This window comes from uncultured Reyranella sp., from assembly GCF_945957355.1.
Taxonomy (GTDB): Bacteria; Pseudomonadota; Alphaproteobacteria; order Reyranellales; family Reyranellaceae; genus Reyranella.
In genome coordinates, this window is record NZ_CAMFKM010000002.1 from 170,243 (window position 1) to 186,101 (window position 15,859).

A 15,859-nucleotide genomic window follows, 5' to 3' on the forward strand; every position below is an offset into this window, starting at 1 on the left:
GAAGTGCAGATCAGCTCTGCAGGATTGAGTCACGAGCCCCCACAGCCCGCCGTGCTAGGTGAGGGATGCAGAGAATAAAGGCCTGTGCGCCCGACCGCGGATCTCGCGGTCGGGCTATTTTTTGTCCAGGCGCTGCCGCGTTTACGGCTGCTGGCGGGGGGCCGGCGTCACCGGTTCGGGCGCCGGCGTGGCCGGGATCGGCGCGACCCGGGGAACGGCGGGCGTCCGCGTCCCGTTGGTCTGCGTATCGATCGCCGCCGGATCCGGGCTGCGGGCCAGGTCGTTCCCGTCGCTCCGATGGCCCGCGAAGAACATCAGCCCTGTCGCCGCCACGATCGCGGCCACCACGCCCACCACCAGATAGAGTCCTCGGCTCGGTGGGCGGGGCTCGAAAGCCACGTCCTCGTAAGTGGGTTTGTCGAGCCTGGGGTCATGATCGCTCATCGCCCCCTACTCCTGAGGCGCCGCCGGCGTCGCGGCCGGAGCCGGTGTGGCCGGGTTGGCCGGCAGCGGGATCGCCGCCGGACGGTCGGCATTCGGTGTGGAGGCCGGGGTGTCCGTCACGGTGCGCTCGATCGGGGCCGGGGCCTGCGCCTGCTCGGGACCGGTCGTGTTCTGCGGATTGCCGAAATAGAGAAAGCCACCGATCAGGGCGACACCCGCGAGCGCGGCCAGCAGGACATAGCCGGGACGGCCGCTGTCCGGGGCGCGGTAGGGGTCGGTGGGATCATAGCCCGGACGGCCCGGACCGAGGTTGGGATCGTAGTCGCTCATCTGGTCCTCCTTTTGCTGTGACTGCAGGACCAACGACTCCTTGCGTCAGATGGTTTCGCCGGAGGGGGGTGCCTGATACCCTGCCTTGCAAATTCAGGAGGTCTGGAAAATGCCCGATTCATCGCCTTTTTCGGCGGTCCCGCAGGAACCGGCGCTGCTCGACGAGGCGGGTGCGCGGGCGCTGGTCGCGTCCTATGCCCCGGTCAGCGTGACCGCTGCGGTGAAGGACATCGGCCGCATCGATGCCCATATGGGCCGCTTCATCGGTCTCTCGCCGATCTGCCTGATCGCCACCGCCGATGCGGCGGGCAAGCAGGACGTAACTCCGCGCGGCGACCCGCCGGGTTCGTTCAAGGTGCTCGACGAGAAGACGATCGCGCTCGCCGACCGGCCGGGCAACAACCGTCTCGATACGTTGCGCAATCTGCTGGAGAACCCCGAAGTCGCGCTGATCTTCCTGCTGCCGGGCGTCAACGAGACGGTGCGGGTGGCGGGCACGGCCCGCCTCTCGGTCGATCCGGCGCTGCTCGACTCGATGGCGGTGCAGGGCAAGGCGCCGAAATGCGCCATCGTCGTCTCGGTGCGCCAGGCCTACCTGCACTGCGCCAAGGCGCTGCTGCGCTCGCGCCTGTGGTCGCCGGACTATGTCCAGCCCAAGGGCACCTTCCCCTCGATCTCGCGCATGGTCGGCGACCAGATCGGCCTCAGCGAAGAGGAGAAGAAGAAGCGCGAGGCCATCACCGAACACGCGTACAAGGAGGGACTGTGGGCGCCTATACAGTAACCGGCCAGCGCGCCCGCCAGATGCGGGTGGTGCCGTCGGAGGTGCTGAAGCGGCTCTATGCCCGCGACGACACCAAGGGCCTCATCCAGACGGCGGCGCATCTCGCGCTACTGGTGCTCGGCGGCTGGCTCGTGCTCGAAACGCGGGGCACCTGGTGGGTGCTGCCGGCGCTGCTGCTGCAGGGCATCTTCATCAACGCGCTGTTCGGCGCCATGCACGAGTCGGTGCATTACGGCTCGTTCAAGACCCGCTGGATGGCCGACCTGCTGGCTTTCTTCTCGGGCGCGGCGATCCTGAACAATGCCGGCTTCTACCGGCACTACCATCTCGCCCATCATCGCTACACCCAGGATCCCGAGCGCGACCCCGAGCTGATCACCTCCGTCACGCCGACGGGATGGCGCAGCTATCTGTATCGTGTGAGCGCCATCCCGTTCCTGATGATCCGGGTGCGCGACATCTTCCTGTTCCCCTTCGGCTTCCGGGGCGACGTGACCTACATCCACGACCAGGCGTGGCCGGAAGTGCGGCGCTGGGGCCGCTGGCTGCTCGCCTTCTATGCGGTGCTGATCGTAAGCTCGATCCTGCTCAGGACCGACGTGCTGCTCTGGGTCTGGTTCATCCCGCTGCTGGTCGGCCTGCCCCTGCTGCGGCTCTATCTCCTGACCGAACATACGCTGTGCCCCAACAGCGACGACGGGTTCGCCAACACGCGCACGACGATCTCCAATCCCATCGTGCGCTTCCTGATGTGGAACCTGCCCTACCACGCCGAGCATCATCTCCTGCCGAACATCCCGTTCCATCACCTGCCCGAGGCGCACCGGCATCTGCGGCCGCACCTGAAATACGTGGCGAGGAGCTATACCCAGACACATGCAGAGATCATCCGCAGCTTCGGCTAGGATCGGAGGATGCGGACGAAAGAAGGAACCTGGTCGGTCGACAATGTCCGGCTGCAGCGCGGCGGTACCCTGAAGCAGGCCCGCATCGTGTGGAAGACCTACGGCACGCTGTCGCCCAGACGCGACAATGTCATCCTCTACCCGACCAGCTACGGTGCCCATCACACCGAAATCGAATGGCTGGTCGACGTGCGGCACTGCCTCGATCCCAGCCGCTACTTCATCGTCATCCCCAACATGCTGACGAACGGCCTGTCCTCGTCGCCGTCCAACACGCCGGACTTCCCCGAGGTCACGACCTACGACAACGTCATGCTGCAGCGGCAGATGCTGGTGGAGCTGTTCGGCATCGACCGCCTGAAGCTGGTCTATGGCTGGTCGATGGGGGCGCAGCAGGCCTATCACTGGGGCGCGCTGTTCGGCGAGGCGGTCGAGCGCATCGTCGTCAACTGCGGCTCGGCTCGCACGGCGCCGCACAACTTCGTCTTCCTCGAGGGAATTCGCACCACCCTTCAGGCCGCCGCGACGCCGCAGCAGGGCCTGCGCGCGATGGGCCGCATCTATGCCGGTTGGGCGCTCAGCCAGACCTTCTATCGCCGCGAGATGTGGCGCGGCCTGGGCTTCGCGAGCCTCGAGGATTTCCTGGTGCGCTCCTGGGAGGCGAACTTCCTGCGCCGCGACCCGCGCGACCTGCTGGCCCAACTCTGGACCTGGCAGCACGGCGACATCTCGGCCAACGATCTCTATCGCGGCGACCTTCACATGGCGCTGGCCGGCATCAAGGCCAAGGTCCTGCTGATGCCGTCGGCGACCGATCTCTATTTCCAGACGGACGACAACAGGGAAGAGTTGCCGCATCTCAGATATGGAAAGCTGGTGGAGATCCCGTCCGTATGGGGTCATCGCGCCGGCAATCCGCGCAACAATCCCGAGGATGCCGCGTTCATCGATGCCCAGGTGGAGGCTCTGCTGAATGATTGAGGTGCTGCCCGCGGACGGGCTGGTGATCGTCGCCAAGCGCGAATGCCATACCTGCGTGCTGGTCGAGCCGGTGATGCAGCGCCTCGACAAGGCGGGTCCGCTCACCGTCATCACCCAGGACGATCCGGAATTCCCGCGTGGCGTCGGCCGCGTGCTCGACGACCAGCAACTCGAACGCTCCTTCCATCTCAAGGTCGAGGCCGTGCCGACCCTGATCCGCTACGAAGGCGGCCGCGAGGTCGACCGCACCGTGGGCTGGGATCGTGCCGAGTGGACCCGCATCGCCGGCGCCGCCGCCGAGGGACAAGGCCTGCCGGCCTGGCAGCCCGGCTGCGGCTCGCGCAGCGTCGAGCCCGGCGTGCAGGAAGCGCTGATCGCGCGCTATGGCGACCCCGGATTGAAGTCGCGCGAGATTCCCGTGGGCGAGTGGGACGATCCGATCGAGGCCTGCTTCGAACGCGGCTGGAGCGACGGCCTGCCCGTCGTGCCGCCGACCGACGAGCGCATCCTGCGCATGCTGGGCGGCACCGACCGCAAGCCCGACGAGATCGTCGGCCTGATCCCGCCCAACCTCGCGCCCTGCACAGTCGAGAAGGTGGCGATCAACGCGGTGATGGCCGGCTGCAAGCCGGAATACATGCCGGTCGTGCTGGGCGTGCTGGAGGCCGCACTCGATCCGCTGTTCGTGCTGCACGGGCTGCTCTGCACGACGCATTTCTCGGGTCCGCTGGTCATCATCAACGGACCGGCGGCGAAGGCGGTCGGCATGAATTCCGGCATCAATGCGCTGGGGCAGGGCAATCGCGCCAATGCCACGATCGGCCGCGCCCTGCAGCTCATCGTGCGCAATGTCGGCGGCGGCCTGCCGGGCGGCATGGATCGCGCCACCTTGGGCAATCCTGGCAAGTATACGTTCTGCTTCGCCGAGGACGAATCCGATCCGGACTGGGAGCCGCTGGCGCAACGCCGCGGCATCGCGGCCGGCAAGAGCGCCGTCACGCTGTTCCATGCCGAGGGCGTGCACGGCTTCATCGACCAGAAGTCCCGCACGCCGGAAGAACTCACGCGCTCGCTGGCGATGGCCCTGTTCGGGGTCGGCCATCCCAAGCTCTGCGATTCGGGCAACGCGGTGCTGGTGCTCTCGCCCGAGCACTACGGGATCTTCAAGGATGGCGGCTGGAACCGCCGGCGCATCGAGGACGAGCTCTATCAGGCGCTCAAGCGCCCCGGCCGCGACCTGGTCCACGGCGCGCAGGGCGTGGCGGAAGGGCTGCCCGCGTCGATGGCCGACAAGATCGTCGACAAGTTTCCGCCTGACGGGTTGCTGATCGTTCGCGCCGGCGGTCCCGCCGGTCTATTCTCCGCCATCATCGGCGGCTGGCCCGGACAGCGCGTGCGCGAGGAATGCCAGGCCGTCACCCACGAGATCCGCTGAAGGACGTAGATCGATGAATTATTCGAGCAAGCTGCGCGATCCCACGGCCGAGACTTCGCCGACGCGCCGCGCCCGGCTCGCGCCGCCGCCCTCGCTCGACGGCAAGGTCGTGGCGCTGATGGATATCGGCAAGTCGGGGGGCGCGGTGTTCCTCGACCGGCTCGAAGGCCATTTCAGGTCGGCCGGCGTCGCCACGAAGCGCTACCGCAAGCCCACCAACACCAAGGTGGCGCCGGCCTCGGTGCTGCAGACCATCGCGGCCGAGGCGCAGCTCGCGGTGATCGCCTTAAGCGATTGAGGCTCCTGCACATCGTGCAGTCTGCACGACCTTCATAATCTCGACGGACGCGGCCTTCCCGGCGTCAACATCGTGACCACCGAGTTCGTGGACGGCGTCACCGCGCAAAGCGATGCGCTGGGCTTCGAGCCGGCGGTCGTCTACGTGCCCCATCCGATCCAGAACCGGACGAAGGCCGAAGTCGAAGAAATCGCCGACCGCGCCTTCACCCAGGTGATGGCCCTGTTGAAGAGCGCTTAGATAGAATATCCCGTCGTCTCGACGATCGCTTCGCGAGGCTCCGGACGAGACGACGGAGTATTTGCTAATCCTTCTCCGGCACGACGGCGGGCTGGACCGTCTCCTCGACGGTCGCTTCCGGCTCGGATTCCACGGGGGCGCTCGACTGCGGCGGCAGCGGGGCGTTGGCGATGAAGGCCGCGACGACGGCGGCGGTGGCGCGCGGCGCTTCTTCCATCGGGTTGTGGCCGAGATTCTCGAAGATCTCGAGCCTGGCGCCCTTGATGTCCTCCTGGAAGCGGAAGGCGTCGGCGACCGGCACCCAGCGGTCCTTGGCGCCCCAGATGATCAGGGTCGGCACGTCCATGCGCCTGAGCGGCGTGGGATCGAGCGGCTCCTGCGTGCGGGCGCGCTGCAGGGTGGCCTCGCGATTGCCGGGGAAACGCTGAAGTTCGGCATAACGCTTGACCCGCTCGGGCGTCACCATCGCCGGATCGGCATAGGCCTCGGTGAGCGACCGGCGAACCAGGGCTTCCGGCTTGAAGTAGATGCCGACGTCGCCGAAGAGCGGCGTGCGGGCCAGGCGAGTCGGCAGCGGCGCCTCGCCGCCCGGCCTCGGATAGCCGGCGGCATCGACCAGGACGAGCTGGATGACGCGATCGGGTCGCGTCGCCGCGAAGGTCCAGGCGACGGCGGCACCCAGCGAATGGCCGGCCACGACGACCTTGTCGAGGTGCAGCGTGTCGATCAGCACCTCGATGAAGTCGGCGTAGGCCTCGACCGTGTATTCGTCGCGCGGCCAGGCGCCGGTCAGGCCATGGCCCGGCAGGTCGACGGAGATGACCCGCGCCTCCTTGCCCAGTTCCCGCGCCCAGCCTTCCCACGCATGCAGCGAGCCGTTCGAGCCGTGGATCAGCACGATGGGCACGCCGTCGGGATTGCCCTGCTCGCGGACATGGGCGTTGACGCCGCCGACATCGACGAAGCGCGAACGATCGTTGGCGTAGCGCGCGATCAGTGTTTCGGGCGGCAGCGACGGCGCGTATGCCCACATCGCAACGCCCGCGACCACCGCCGCCGCGAACAGCGCATAGAGCGGCCAGCGCCGGCGCGGCGCCTCGTCCCTACGACGCCGCGGGGGCATCGCCCGGCCTGTCGGTGAAGCTTTCCCTCGCCTCGGGCGAAGGATCGGCGTGCAGCGAGAAGTTCACCCTGTCGAGGCCGCGCACCTTGAACTCCGGCACGGCGGCTGGATTGATGATCTTCTGATCGATCAGCTTGGCCAATATCGCGCGATTGAGGTCATTGGTCACGATCAGCCGGTCCTCGAGGCGCGCGACGAACACGAACAGTTCGAACTCGAGGCCGTCGGTCCCGACTTTGACGAAGCGCACGATCGGCGGCGGGATGCGCAGGACGCGGGCATGCCCCAGCGCCGCCTCGCGCAGGATCGCCTCCATGGCGTCGACGTCGGTGGCGAGCGGCACGGTCAGCTTGATCTCGATACGGCTCGACGTGTCGGAATAGGTGCGATTGATGACCGGGTTCTGCAGGAACATGCTGTTGGGCACGATGACGTGCGTGCGCTGGAACGTCTCGATCTCCGTGGCGCGGATGTTGATGCGCCGCACGAAGCCCTCGTGTCCGCTCACGGTCACCCAGTCACCGGCCTTGATCGGCCGCTCGACCAGCAGGATGACGCCGGAGATCACGTTGTTGGCGATGTTCTGCAAGCCCAGGCCGATACCGACCGACAGCGCACCCAGAACGATGGCGAGGTTGGTGAAATCGACGCCAAGGGCGCCGATCCCGACCAGTATGGCGATCATCACGCCGGCGTAGTTGAGGCCGGCGTCGATCGACTGACGCAACGGCATCGGCGCATCGACGGTCGGCATCACGCGATCGCGCACGACGCTACGCGTCAGGCGCGCCAGCAGCATGCACACGAAGAACGCCACGATGGCCATGCCGACATTGCCGAGCGAGATGGTGACGCCGCCGACCTTGACGCCGCGCACGAGCTGGCCAAGTCCGTCGATCATCGCATCGGTGTCGACGCTCCAGGCCGCCGGAATGGCGACTGCCAGCAGCAGCACCAGGGCCGCGTCGAAGACCAGCAGCACCAGATACTGGCCGCGCAACGTACTGTCCGCGGGCAGGCCGAAGGTGCGGCGCACGAAGATGCCGGAGGGAGAACCCGGGGCGGCCGCCGCTTCCAGGAGATCGGCCGCCAGCTTGTGAAGAAGGAAGGCAATCGCGATCAACAGGCAAGTCGTCGAAATCGCCGTATGCAGGTGCGCGCCCAGGGTCGCATACCCGATCAGCGCGCAGACGATCGACGACAGGACGGCGAGGATGAGCAGCAGCCGTGCGACCGCCCACCAGGTCCCGCCGATCATCGGCGGCAGTTCCGAGCCTTCAGGCCGGGCGGCTTGCCAGGCGCGGTTGGAGAGGGCCGGCAGGCTGAGAACGGCCACGACGCTCGTCAGCACGACGGCACCGACCGCGGCGACCGCCTCGCGGCCCTCGCCGCGGCTGAGTGCGATGTAGGCGAACTCGAGCGGCAGGCTGATCGAATAGAGTCGCCGAAGCGCCCGGGACAGGTACTGGGCGCTGTCGTCGCTCAACGGCAGGACGCGCCATTCGGGACGTGCCGGCGACAGGCCCGCCGCCGTCATGCCGAACACCAGCAGCAGCAGGATGAGGCGCCCCACGGCTTCGGGGATCAGCGCATCGATCGGGGCCGGCGGATTGCTCGCCAGCAGGAGCTTGCCGATCAGCCACACCGCCAGGACGGGCACCAGCACGAGGCCGAGCCCGTCGATGGCGCTGATGATGGTCTGGTCGTGCCGTGCATCGATGTGCGTTCCGCCCCGGCCGAATCGGCGACGCAACGCGCGCCCGACCCACCACAGGACGATCGTCAGCGCGGCCCAGAGGCCGAGCGGTACCAGCTCCGGGCTGCCCGAGCTCAGGGTGAGGAAGCCCTCGCGGCTCCAGTTCGCCATCGCGCTGGTCAACACCTTCACCGATGTCAGGAACTGCGGGCCGATCTTGTGCCAGACGCTGGGCGAGAGCAGAGACGGATCGCGGTGCAGCAGGGTTTGCAGCACCAGCTGGCCGCGCACCTTGGTCAGGCGCTCCAGCAGCTGGTCGGCGCGCGCGATCACCACCTCGCATTGCTTGACCCGGCTCTCGGCGATCGTGGCCTGTTCGGTCAGCCTTTCACGATCCGCCTTCACGGCATCGGTCTCGGGCGGCGCGTCGGTGCCGGGCTTCAGCTCGAGCGGGGCCAGGAGTTTCTTGGTGTCGGCCAGGTCGTTGCGGGCGAAGGCGGCGGCGGCCATCGCGGCCGTGCGCACGTCGGTCGTCTGTTCGCGCAAGCCGTCGATCTCGACCGGCAGCAGGTCCGCTTGCTCGGTGCGGGAGGCGATACGGTCGAGCTGGCGACCCCAGAGTTCGACGAGCTGGCTAAAGGGCCGCTGCGGCGGTGGAACGGTCTGGGCCGAGGCCGCGACACTTGCGAACAGCAGCACGAACAATGCGAGGCGGGCTAGAGGTCGCATTCGGTGCGCGATTCCCGGAAACGAAGAAAGGAGTTTGGTGTCAACTACCACGGGCGGACCGGACCGGGCCACGCCGCTGAGCGTGTCTGGCTGCGCAGAAGGGCGAAATCAGGGCGGCTTTCGGCACTGTCTCAGTTTGAAATTTAGGCCGTCCGATTCCAAGGCGGGTCAATCTCTTTGATCAGTTCGGTTTCGCGCTTGGTAAGCGCGACGCCCTTTCCACTAAAGATCAGGGCATAAACCTCAACGGCTAGACCAGCCTTGAGGGTTTCGAGTATCTGGCCGTGACAGTATCGATGAGCTTTCGAACCGAGCGGTCTGAAGCAGCGATTGCTGTAGTTGCGAAGCCGCCGATGAAGCATATCCGCTTTTCCGATGTAGCAGACGCGACCGCTGACTACGAACGCATATAGCCCAGGCGCACGGCGCAGCCATGGCGGGCGATGAACGCGGCTTTCCGGAGTGCGCCACTCGCCGGTGATCCGGAAACCGTAGCCAACCAGTCTCTGCACTGAGGCCTTATGCACTTACCGTCTTCCTATAGGGCCCACGCTTCTTCGGCGCGGGCGCGGCAGCATCGATCAGCGCCACGATATTGTCCATGGTCCACAGGGTCTTGGACACGCCAGCCGCCATTGCCGGGGCCATCTTCACGGCCTTGTTGATGCGGACGAAGTTGTACCAAACGGTGTAGATCGCGACCATGTGGCAGTGGTTTTCGAACTTCTTCGAATGGGCGTTCGTGAGCCGCGTGTAGCGGCGCATGTGCATCCGCATCGACAAGTTCGACCGTTCGACGTGCGAGGTTGAGATATCGGCTTTGACCGGGCGACCGGTAACGATGTCCTTCCGGAAGCCGATGCACTCTGCCGGGGAATAGCGGGCCTCCGTCTGGGGGCCTTCGCCATACAGCTTAACCAGCATGGCGTAGTCGATATCAGCGCCGAAGGCCTCTTCCACGGCCTCCAAATAGGCCTTGTGGCCGTCTGTTGTGAGCTGCACCCGGTTCGCCAGCCGGCCGCGCAAATCGTCCATGAACTCCAGCGCGTACTCGCTGTCACGGCCGCCGACAAGATAGGACAGGATCATCTTGCTATCGCTGTCGAGGGCGGTCCACGTCCAGACATCGCCGGCCCGCTCCGGGGCGGCCTTGGCCTTCGCGACGTTCTTCGCCTTGGCGTAGCAGAACGACCAGATTTCATCGCACTGGACCCGCTTGGCCTTCACGCCGCGCACGTTCTCGTCATGGAAGCGGGCGCAAGTCAGACCAGCATCGATCAGCAGCTTGGTCACGGTGTTGATGCTCACGTCCGCCAGCCGGGAGATTGCCCGCATCGACATACCCTCGCAGAGCATTCCGAGGATTTGGGCGCGCTGGGCGGTCGAGAGCTTGTTCATGGACCATTTTCATAATGAACTTTTTGATGTTCGTCAAGCATAAACGCCTCTTTCCAGATTTCTGGAAATCTGTCATTCTTCGAATATGGGCAGCGAAAACAAGAACTTCCGAACGCCCGGACAGCTGATCGAGCACCTTCTGGTTGAGCGTGGTTGGACGAGACGTACTTTGGCCGTGATCCTAGGGGTGAGCGAGCAGCGCATTACACGGCTGACGGGCGGCAAGCAGCCCGTCGACGCAAAAATTGCGCTCGCGCTGGAGGAGGTGTTCGGGGAGCCAGCCGAGCGCTTCCTGGCGCTCCAGAAGGAATACGAGCTGGCTCAAGCGCGAATCGTGACCCATCCCGATCCTGGGCGTGCCACGCGAGCGGCGCTTTACGGTGATTTGCCGTTGGCCGACATGATCAGGCGCGGCTGGATCGAAGCGGATAGCGTCCGCGACACGGAAAAAGTCGAGCGTGAGCTGTTGCGCTTCTTTGGCGCCAACAGGATTCAAGACATTGAAATCTTGCCGCATGCCGCGAAGAAGACGGCGGTGCATGAGGCCGCGTCACCGGCTCAGATGGCGTGGCTTTATCGCGTCCGTCAGATCGCCAAGGATATGTTGGTGGCACCTTACTCGCCGGATGCAGTGCGGAGCGTAGTAGGAAAGCTTCGCTCGCTTACCGCCTCGCGCGAGGGCGTCGCGCGGGTGCCCCGCCTGATGGCAGAGTGCGGCATTCGTTACGTGCTGGTGGAGACGTTGCCGTCGGCCAAGATTGATGGCGTCTGCTTCTGGCTGGATGATCGGTCCCCCGTTATCGGTATGTCGATGCGGTTTGATCGCAATGACAACTTCTGGTTCGTGCTTCGTCACGAATTGGAGCACGTCATCCAACGGCATGGCCTATTCGCCGCCATGCTCGATGCCGAGTTGGTGGGCGATCGCGCCGGAACCGGGCCCGCAATTTCGGAGGAAGAGCGGATGGCGAATGCCGCCGCCGCTGACTTCTGCGTGCCGACATCGCAAATGGAAGCATTCATTGCGCGCAAGGCGCCGTTCTTTACCGAGAGGGACGTGATCGGATTTGCTCGATTGATGAAAGTCCACCCGGGACTCGTCGTCGGCCAACTTCAGCACAGGACCAAGCGATACTCGTTGCTTCGCGACCATCAGGTGAAGGTTCGCGACATTATCGCGCCCAACGCGATCAAGGATGGCTGGGGTGATGTTGCTCCAGTCGATGAATAGAAAGGAATAGGCAATGGCTTCACGCGCAGAGCGTCAGCGTTTCATCCGGCACTACAAGGACGTGACCGGCGAGCGCGAGGTCGACATGCACAAGGTGGCGGAGTTCGCCCAAGCAATGGGCTGGAAAATGCCGACGCCACAGTCCGCTGTGGACATGCTCGCTACCCAGTTCGTAGATGCCGCTCGCGATGAAACGAAGCGCAGCAGCAAGACCGGGCGCCCATACCGCGTCTATCATGCGGTTCCGGCTCAGGGGAACTTGTTCGTATACGTCGATATCGACGAAGCGACCCGCCCCCAGATGCTCAAGTCCTCGGTCCAGCGACGGGAACAGATGGTGAGCGACGGCGTGAATCTTACCGACGACACGGATCATTGGAACGCGATGAATCCGGACAAAGAGCCCATTCAACTCCCGATGGATCTGACGCTGGATATTCAGATCCGGAAGGCAGCAGATGAACAAGACGACGACGAAGGATCCGGTGGTGGCGCCGCCGAGGCCGCTTAGGACTTCTTCCAGCGCGCTTGCGCCGCCAGTTGGGCAATCTCCACGCGCTGCCTATCAGTCAGCTTGGCAGCGCGTGCCTTGCCCCCTTTCAGGCCACCCTTGCGAGCTGCGGATGCGGCGGCGGCATCATCGCCCTTAGCTGCAAGGTTTTCTTCTTCTTCGCCCGTGGCGATCCGCATCACCTTCACGGCGTTGCCGATCACGTCGGCGGGGCGCTTCTGGCCTTTAGGTCCGGTGGGCATTATTCGCCCTCCAAAATGGCAATCGCCTTCTCATTCTCCGCAATGTCATCTTTGAGCTTCTGGCGCTGCAGGGCGACAGAAAACCCGGGCACCTGGGACTCGGGTTGCTGCTCCCAGAAGGCTAGGGAATCCTTATACATCTCGACTTCTTTTCGCAGTTCAGCGATCAGCTTTTCGTGCGCCATGCCCCATAATGAGCAGAGGGAGCGATCACGATCAAGGGCGCCCTCTAGATGTTTCAGGCATCAGATTTCAAACTGAGACAGTGCCCGGCTTTCGGCGGGCTTGCTCGACCGTTACCGCTTCGTCGTTGACAGCGCCGTGACGACGCGGAACCTTGCCGCCCGAAAAATCAAGGGGAGAACAAGGTATGGCCGAGGGCCAAGGTTCGGTTGGCGAAGTTCGCATCAAGCCCGATCGCCTGCACGATTTCACAATGGCGATCTGCCGGGCCGACGGCAGCTCCGCCGAGGAAGCCAGGCTCGTCGCCGACCATCTCGTCCTCGCCAACCTGTTCGGCCATGACAGCCATGGCGTCGGCATGATGCCGAGCTATATCCAGAACACCCTCAACGGCGCCTGCAAGCGCAACCACCACGCCACGATCGATCGCGACAATGGCGCGGTGATCGTGGTCGAGGGTGGCGCCGGCTACGGCCAGGTCATCGCCAAGGAGGCGATGGACATCGGCATCGAGCGCGCGAAGAAGCACGGCGTCTGCGTCGTCGGCCTGAAGAATTCCCATCACATCGGCCGGATCGGCCACTGGGGCGAGCAATGCGCGCGCGCCGGCATGGTCAGCACCCATTGGGTGAACGTGCACGGCCACAAATCGCTGGTCGCGCCGTTCGGCGGCGCCGAGGCGCGCTTCACGACCAACCCCTACTGCACGGCGATTCCACGCAAGGGCCAGGAACCGATCGTGCTCGACTTCGCCACCAGCCAGGTGGCGATGGGCAAGGTGCGGGTCGCCAACAACAAGAAGATCCAGATGGAGGAAGGCCTCCTGATCGACGCCGCCGGCAATCCCACGACCGAACCCGGCGTGATGTACAATCCTCCCTACGGCGCCATCCTGCCGTTCGGCCTGCACAAGGGCGGCGGCCTCGCCGTGATCTGCGACCTGCTGGCCGGCGCCCTGACCGGCGGCCGTACGCACAGCCCGCGCACGATCAAGAAGGACGGCACCGACATCATCAACAACATGCTGTCGATCATCATCGATCCCGACTCGATGGGCGGCACGGCGTTCTTCGAGGACGAGGTCGACAATTTCATCGGCTGGGTGAAGTCGGCCCGGCCTCAACCCGGCGTCGCCGAGGTGCTGGTGCCGGGCGAGCCCGAGCGGGCGCGCAAGCTCGACCGCGAGAAGAACGGCGTGCCGATCGATACCACGACCTGGCAGCAGCTCGTCGACACGGCCCGCAAGGTGCGCTTGAACGATACGGATATCCCGCAGATGGCCGGCGCCTGACGCGACCGGAAGACGACAGGAGAGACCGACCATGGCCAAGATGAAGCTCTACTACTCGCCGTCGTCACCCTACGCCCGCAAGGTCAGGGTGCTGGCGATCGAGGCCGGCCTCGACAAGAAGATGGACATGGTGAACGTCGCGCTGACGCCGGTCGCGCCCAATGCCGACGTCGACAAGCACAATCCGATCGGCAAGATCCCGGCCCTGTCGACCAAGAACATGGACCTCTTCGACTCGCCCGTGATCTGCGAGTATCTCGACAGCCAGCACAAGGGGCGCAAGCTGTTCCCGCGCAAGGGCCGCGAGCGCTGGATGGCGCTGCGCCAGCAGGCCATGGCCGACGGCCTGCTCGATGCCGCGCTGCTCGCCCGCTACGAGAGCTTCCTGCGGCCGGAGGAGAAGCGCTGGCCCGACTGGTCGAAGGGCCAGATGAAGAAGATCGACGGCGTGCTCGACCAGCTGGAAGCCGAATCGAAGGCCCTCAAGGGCAAGCCGACCATCGGCACCGTCTCCATCGGCTGCGCCCTGGGCTATCTCGACTTCCGCTTCGGCCACCATGACTGGCGGGCGAAGCGGCCGAAGCTCGCGAAGTGGTTCGCGGCCTTCGCCAAGACGCCGTCGATGAAGGCCACGGTGCCGCCGCCGGCCTGATGTCATGACCACCCCCATGACTGCTGACGAGATCATCGCCCGCCTCGGCCTGCAGCCGCATCCCGAGGGCGGTCACTACCGCGAGACGTTCCGTGCCGGCGCCGCAAGGGACGGGCGCGGCGCCAGCACCGCGATCTTCTTCCTGCTGAAGGCCGGCGAGCGCTCGCACTGGCACCGGGTCGATGCCGACGAGGTCTGGCATCACTATTACGGCGCGCCGCTCGAGCTTTCGATGAGCGACGATGGCCGCACCGCCCGGCATCTGCGCCTGGGCCGCGACTTCGCCCTGGGCGAGACGCCGCAGATCGTCGTGCCGCGCGGCGTCTGGCAGGCTGCCCGGTCGCTCGGCCACTGGACCCTGGTCGGCTGCACCGTGGCGCCGGCCTTCGACTTCGCGGGCTTCGAACTCGCTCCGCCCGGCTGGAAGCCGGGCGCCTAGCGCTTCCAGAGATCGCGCGAGGCGAGCACGGCGCCGACGGTGACGAGCAGGGCCGCGGCGATCAGCGTGCCGGTCGGTTCGGCCAGGCCGAATACGATCAGGATCGCCGTCGACAGGATCGGCGTTGCATAGGAAATCGCGCCCAGCGCGCGGATGTCGCCGCGCTTCACCGCGTGATCCCAGAAATAGAACGCCGATCCGGCCGGCCCCAGGCCCAGCGCCAGCACGGCGAGCCAGGCCGTGCCGCTCGCCGGCCAGACGGTGCGCTCGAAGGCGAGATGGCAGGCGAGCGAGAGCAGGGCCGAGGCGGCGCAGAAGGCGGCGATGGCGTCGGTCGGCGTTTCGCCGAAGCGGCGCGACAGGACGGAGTACATCGACCAGGCAAAGGCGCATCCCAGCGCCAGCAGGTAACCCAGCGCATGGCTGTCCGCGAAGTCGAGGCCGCGGCCCAGGGCCAGCAGCACGACGCCCGCGAAGCCCAGGGCCGCGCCGGCGAGATGCGACCCGCCCAGGCGCTCGCCCGCCAGCGGCGCCGAGAGCAGCACGATGAGGAGCGGCCACAGGTAGTTGATCAGGTTGGCCTCGGCCGGCGGGGCGAGCTGGAGGGCCGCGAAGTAGAGAGCATGGTAGCCGAACAGCCCGCCGATCCCGAGCAGCCACACGCGCGGCGGCCAGCCGACCAGTCCGGCCCAGCCGACCCCGTTGGCCAGGGCGCGGACGATGCCGATGGCGGCACCGATCGCGAACGTCATGGCGACCATCTGGAAGGGCGGGATTGCCCCGGCCAGCACCGAGAGCAGGGCGAGCGAACTCCACAGGCCGATGGAAACCAGGCCGGCCGCCATGGCCCGGCGCCGCGCGGTGTCGGTTGTCGTCATTGCCGCCGCATAGAGACTGAAGCGGGAACTGTCGAGAAGATGCGCTGGATGCGTTTCATGGTTACGATG

General features: G+C 65.8%; 19 protein-coding genes. 10 read left to right on the top strand and 9 right to left on the bottom strand.

Annotation, left to right across the window (positions count from 1 at the left end; genetic code table 11):
• Positions 1-141: 141 nt before the first annotated feature.
• Entirely contained in the window at positions 142-444 is a 303-nt protein-coding gene (locus Q0Q48_RS03870) for a hypothetical protein (protein ID WP_295134292.1), read from the bottom strand.
• Positions 445-450: 6 nt separating this feature from the next.
• Complete coding sequence (locus Q0Q48_RS03875) at positions 451-774, bottom strand: hypothetical protein (protein ID WP_295134294.1); 324 nt, start codon at positions 772-774, stop codon at positions 451-453.
• A 109-nt stretch (positions 775-883) separates the two neighbouring features.
• Between Q0Q48_RS03875 and Q0Q48_RS03880 the strand changes: the two genes are divergently transcribed.
• From Q0Q48_RS03880 to Q0Q48_RS03900, 5 genes are read left to right on the top strand one after another with little or no spacing between them, the layout of a single operon-like run.
• Positions 884-1,558 (top strand): MSMEG_1061 family FMN-dependent PPOX-type flavoprotein, encoded by a 675-nt coding sequence (locus Q0Q48_RS03880; RefSeq protein ID WP_295134298.1) that lies wholly within the window; start codon positions 884-886, stop codon positions 1,556-1,558.
• Complete coding sequence (locus Q0Q48_RS03885) at positions 1,540-2,463, top strand: fatty acid desaturase (protein WP_295134301.1); 924 nt, start codon at positions 1,540-1,542, stop codon at positions 2,461-2,463. The genes Q0Q48_RS03880 and Q0Q48_RS03885 overlap by 19 nt, the downstream gene beginning before the upstream one ends.
• Positions 2,464-2,472: 9 nt before the next feature.
• Positions 2,473-3,444: an alpha/beta fold hydrolase gene (locus Q0Q48_RS03890; RefSeq protein ID WP_295134304.1), complete on the top strand. Its 972-nt coding sequence runs from the start codon at positions 2,473-2,475 to the stop codon at positions 3,442-3,444.
• A complete protein-coding gene (locus tag Q0Q48_RS03895; RefSeq protein WP_295134307.1) occupies positions 3,437-4,879 on the top strand; it encodes a thioredoxin family protein in 1,443 nt (480 codons plus the stop codon). The genes Q0Q48_RS03890 and Q0Q48_RS03895 overlap by 8 nt, the downstream gene beginning before the upstream one ends.
• Before the next feature lie 13 nt (positions 4,880-4,892).
• Positions 4,893-5,417, top strand: coding sequence for a UGSC family (seleno)protein (locus Q0Q48_RS03900; protein WP_295134310.1), 525 nt, complete (start codon positions 4,893-4,895; stop codon positions 5,415-5,417).
• A gap of 64 nt (positions 5,418-5,481) precedes the next feature.
• Here the strand turns inward: Q0Q48_RS03900 and Q0Q48_RS03905 are convergent, their stop codons facing one another.
• From Q0Q48_RS03905 to Q0Q48_RS03920, 4 genes are all read right to left on the bottom strand, one after another.
• On the bottom strand, positions 5,482-6,540 hold the full coding sequence (locus tag Q0Q48_RS03905; protein WP_295134313.1) for an alpha/beta hydrolase: 1,059 nt from the start codon (positions 6,538-6,540) through the stop codon (positions 5,482-5,484).
• Positions 6,521-8,935, bottom strand: coding sequence for a DUF3772 domain-containing protein (locus Q0Q48_RS03910; RefSeq protein ID WP_295134317.1), 2,415 nt, complete (start codon positions 8,933-8,935; stop codon positions 6,521-6,523). The genes Q0Q48_RS03905 and Q0Q48_RS03910 overlap by 20 nt, the downstream gene beginning before the upstream one ends.
• Before the next feature lie 173 nt (positions 8,936-9,108).
• On the bottom strand, positions 9,109-9,477 hold the full coding sequence (locus Q0Q48_RS03915) for a hypothetical protein (RefSeq protein ID WP_295134320.1): 369 nt from the start codon (positions 9,475-9,477) through the stop codon (positions 9,109-9,111).
• A gap of 7 nt (positions 9,478-9,484) precedes the next feature.
• A complete protein-coding gene (locus tag Q0Q48_RS03920) occupies positions 9,485-10,363 on the bottom strand; it encodes an IS1 family transposase (protein WP_295134323.1) in 879 nt (292 codons plus the stop codon).
• Positions 10,364-10,448: 85 nt separating this feature from the next.
• Here Q0Q48_RS03920 and Q0Q48_RS03925 point away from each other — a divergent pair, with 85 nt between their 5' ends.
• Both Q0Q48_RS03925 and Q0Q48_RS03930 read left to right on the top strand, forming a co-directional pair.
• Positions 10,449-11,594, top strand: coding sequence for a helix-turn-helix domain-containing protein (locus tag Q0Q48_RS03925; protein ID WP_295134325.1), 1,146 nt, complete (start codon positions 10,449-10,451; stop codon positions 11,592-11,594).
• Between the two features lie 13 nt (positions 11,595-11,607).
• Positions 11,608-12,105, top strand: coding sequence for a hypothetical protein (locus Q0Q48_RS03930; protein WP_295134328.1), 498 nt, complete (start codon positions 11,608-11,610; stop codon positions 12,103-12,105).
• Here the strand turns inward: Q0Q48_RS03930 and Q0Q48_RS03935 are convergent.
• Together Q0Q48_RS03935 and Q0Q48_RS03940 are read right to left on the bottom strand one after the other, a co-directional pair.
• Positions 12,102-12,347 carry an RNA-binding protein gene (locus Q0Q48_RS03935; RefSeq protein WP_295134331.1) on the bottom strand — a complete coding sequence of 82 codons (246 nt, stop codon included), beginning with the start codon at positions 12,345-12,347 and terminating at the stop codon, positions 12,102-12,104. The two genes, Q0Q48_RS03930 and Q0Q48_RS03935, sit on opposite strands and share 4 nt — an antisense overlap.
• Positions 12,347-12,532, bottom strand: a complete 186-nt coding sequence (locus Q0Q48_RS03940) for a hypothetical protein (RefSeq protein WP_295134334.1) — start codon at positions 12,530-12,532, stop codon at positions 12,347-12,349. Before Q0Q48_RS03940 ends, Q0Q48_RS03935 begins: the two co-directional genes overlap by 1 nt.
• 185 nt (positions 12,533-12,717) lie before the next feature.
• Here Q0Q48_RS03940 and Q0Q48_RS03945 point away from each other — a divergent pair, with 185 nt between their 5' ends.
• From Q0Q48_RS03945 to Q0Q48_RS03955, 3 genes are read left to right on the top strand one after another with little or no spacing between them, the layout of a single operon-like run.
• Entirely contained in the window at positions 12,718-13,821 is a 1,104-nt protein-coding gene (locus tag Q0Q48_RS03945) for a malate/lactate/ureidoglycolate dehydrogenase (RefSeq protein WP_295134337.1), read from the top strand.
• A 31-nt stretch (positions 13,822-13,852) separates the two neighbouring features.
• On the top strand, positions 13,853-14,473 hold the full coding sequence (locus Q0Q48_RS03950; RefSeq protein ID WP_295134340.1) for a glutathione S-transferase: 621 nt from the start codon (positions 13,853-13,855) through the stop codon (positions 14,471-14,473).
• Positions 14,474-14,489: 16 nt separating this feature from the next.
• Complete coding sequence (locus Q0Q48_RS03955) at positions 14,490-14,912, top strand: cupin domain-containing protein (RefSeq protein WP_295134343.1); 423 nt, start codon at positions 14,490-14,492, stop codon at positions 14,910-14,912.
• Here Q0Q48_RS03955 and Q0Q48_RS03960 read toward each other — a convergent pair.
• Positions 14,909-15,790, bottom strand: coding sequence for a DMT family transporter (locus Q0Q48_RS03960; protein WP_295134346.1), 882 nt, complete (start codon positions 15,788-15,790; stop codon positions 14,909-14,911). The two genes, Q0Q48_RS03955 and Q0Q48_RS03960, sit on opposite strands and share 4 nt — an antisense overlap.
• Positions 15,791-15,859: the final 69 nt, after the last annotated feature.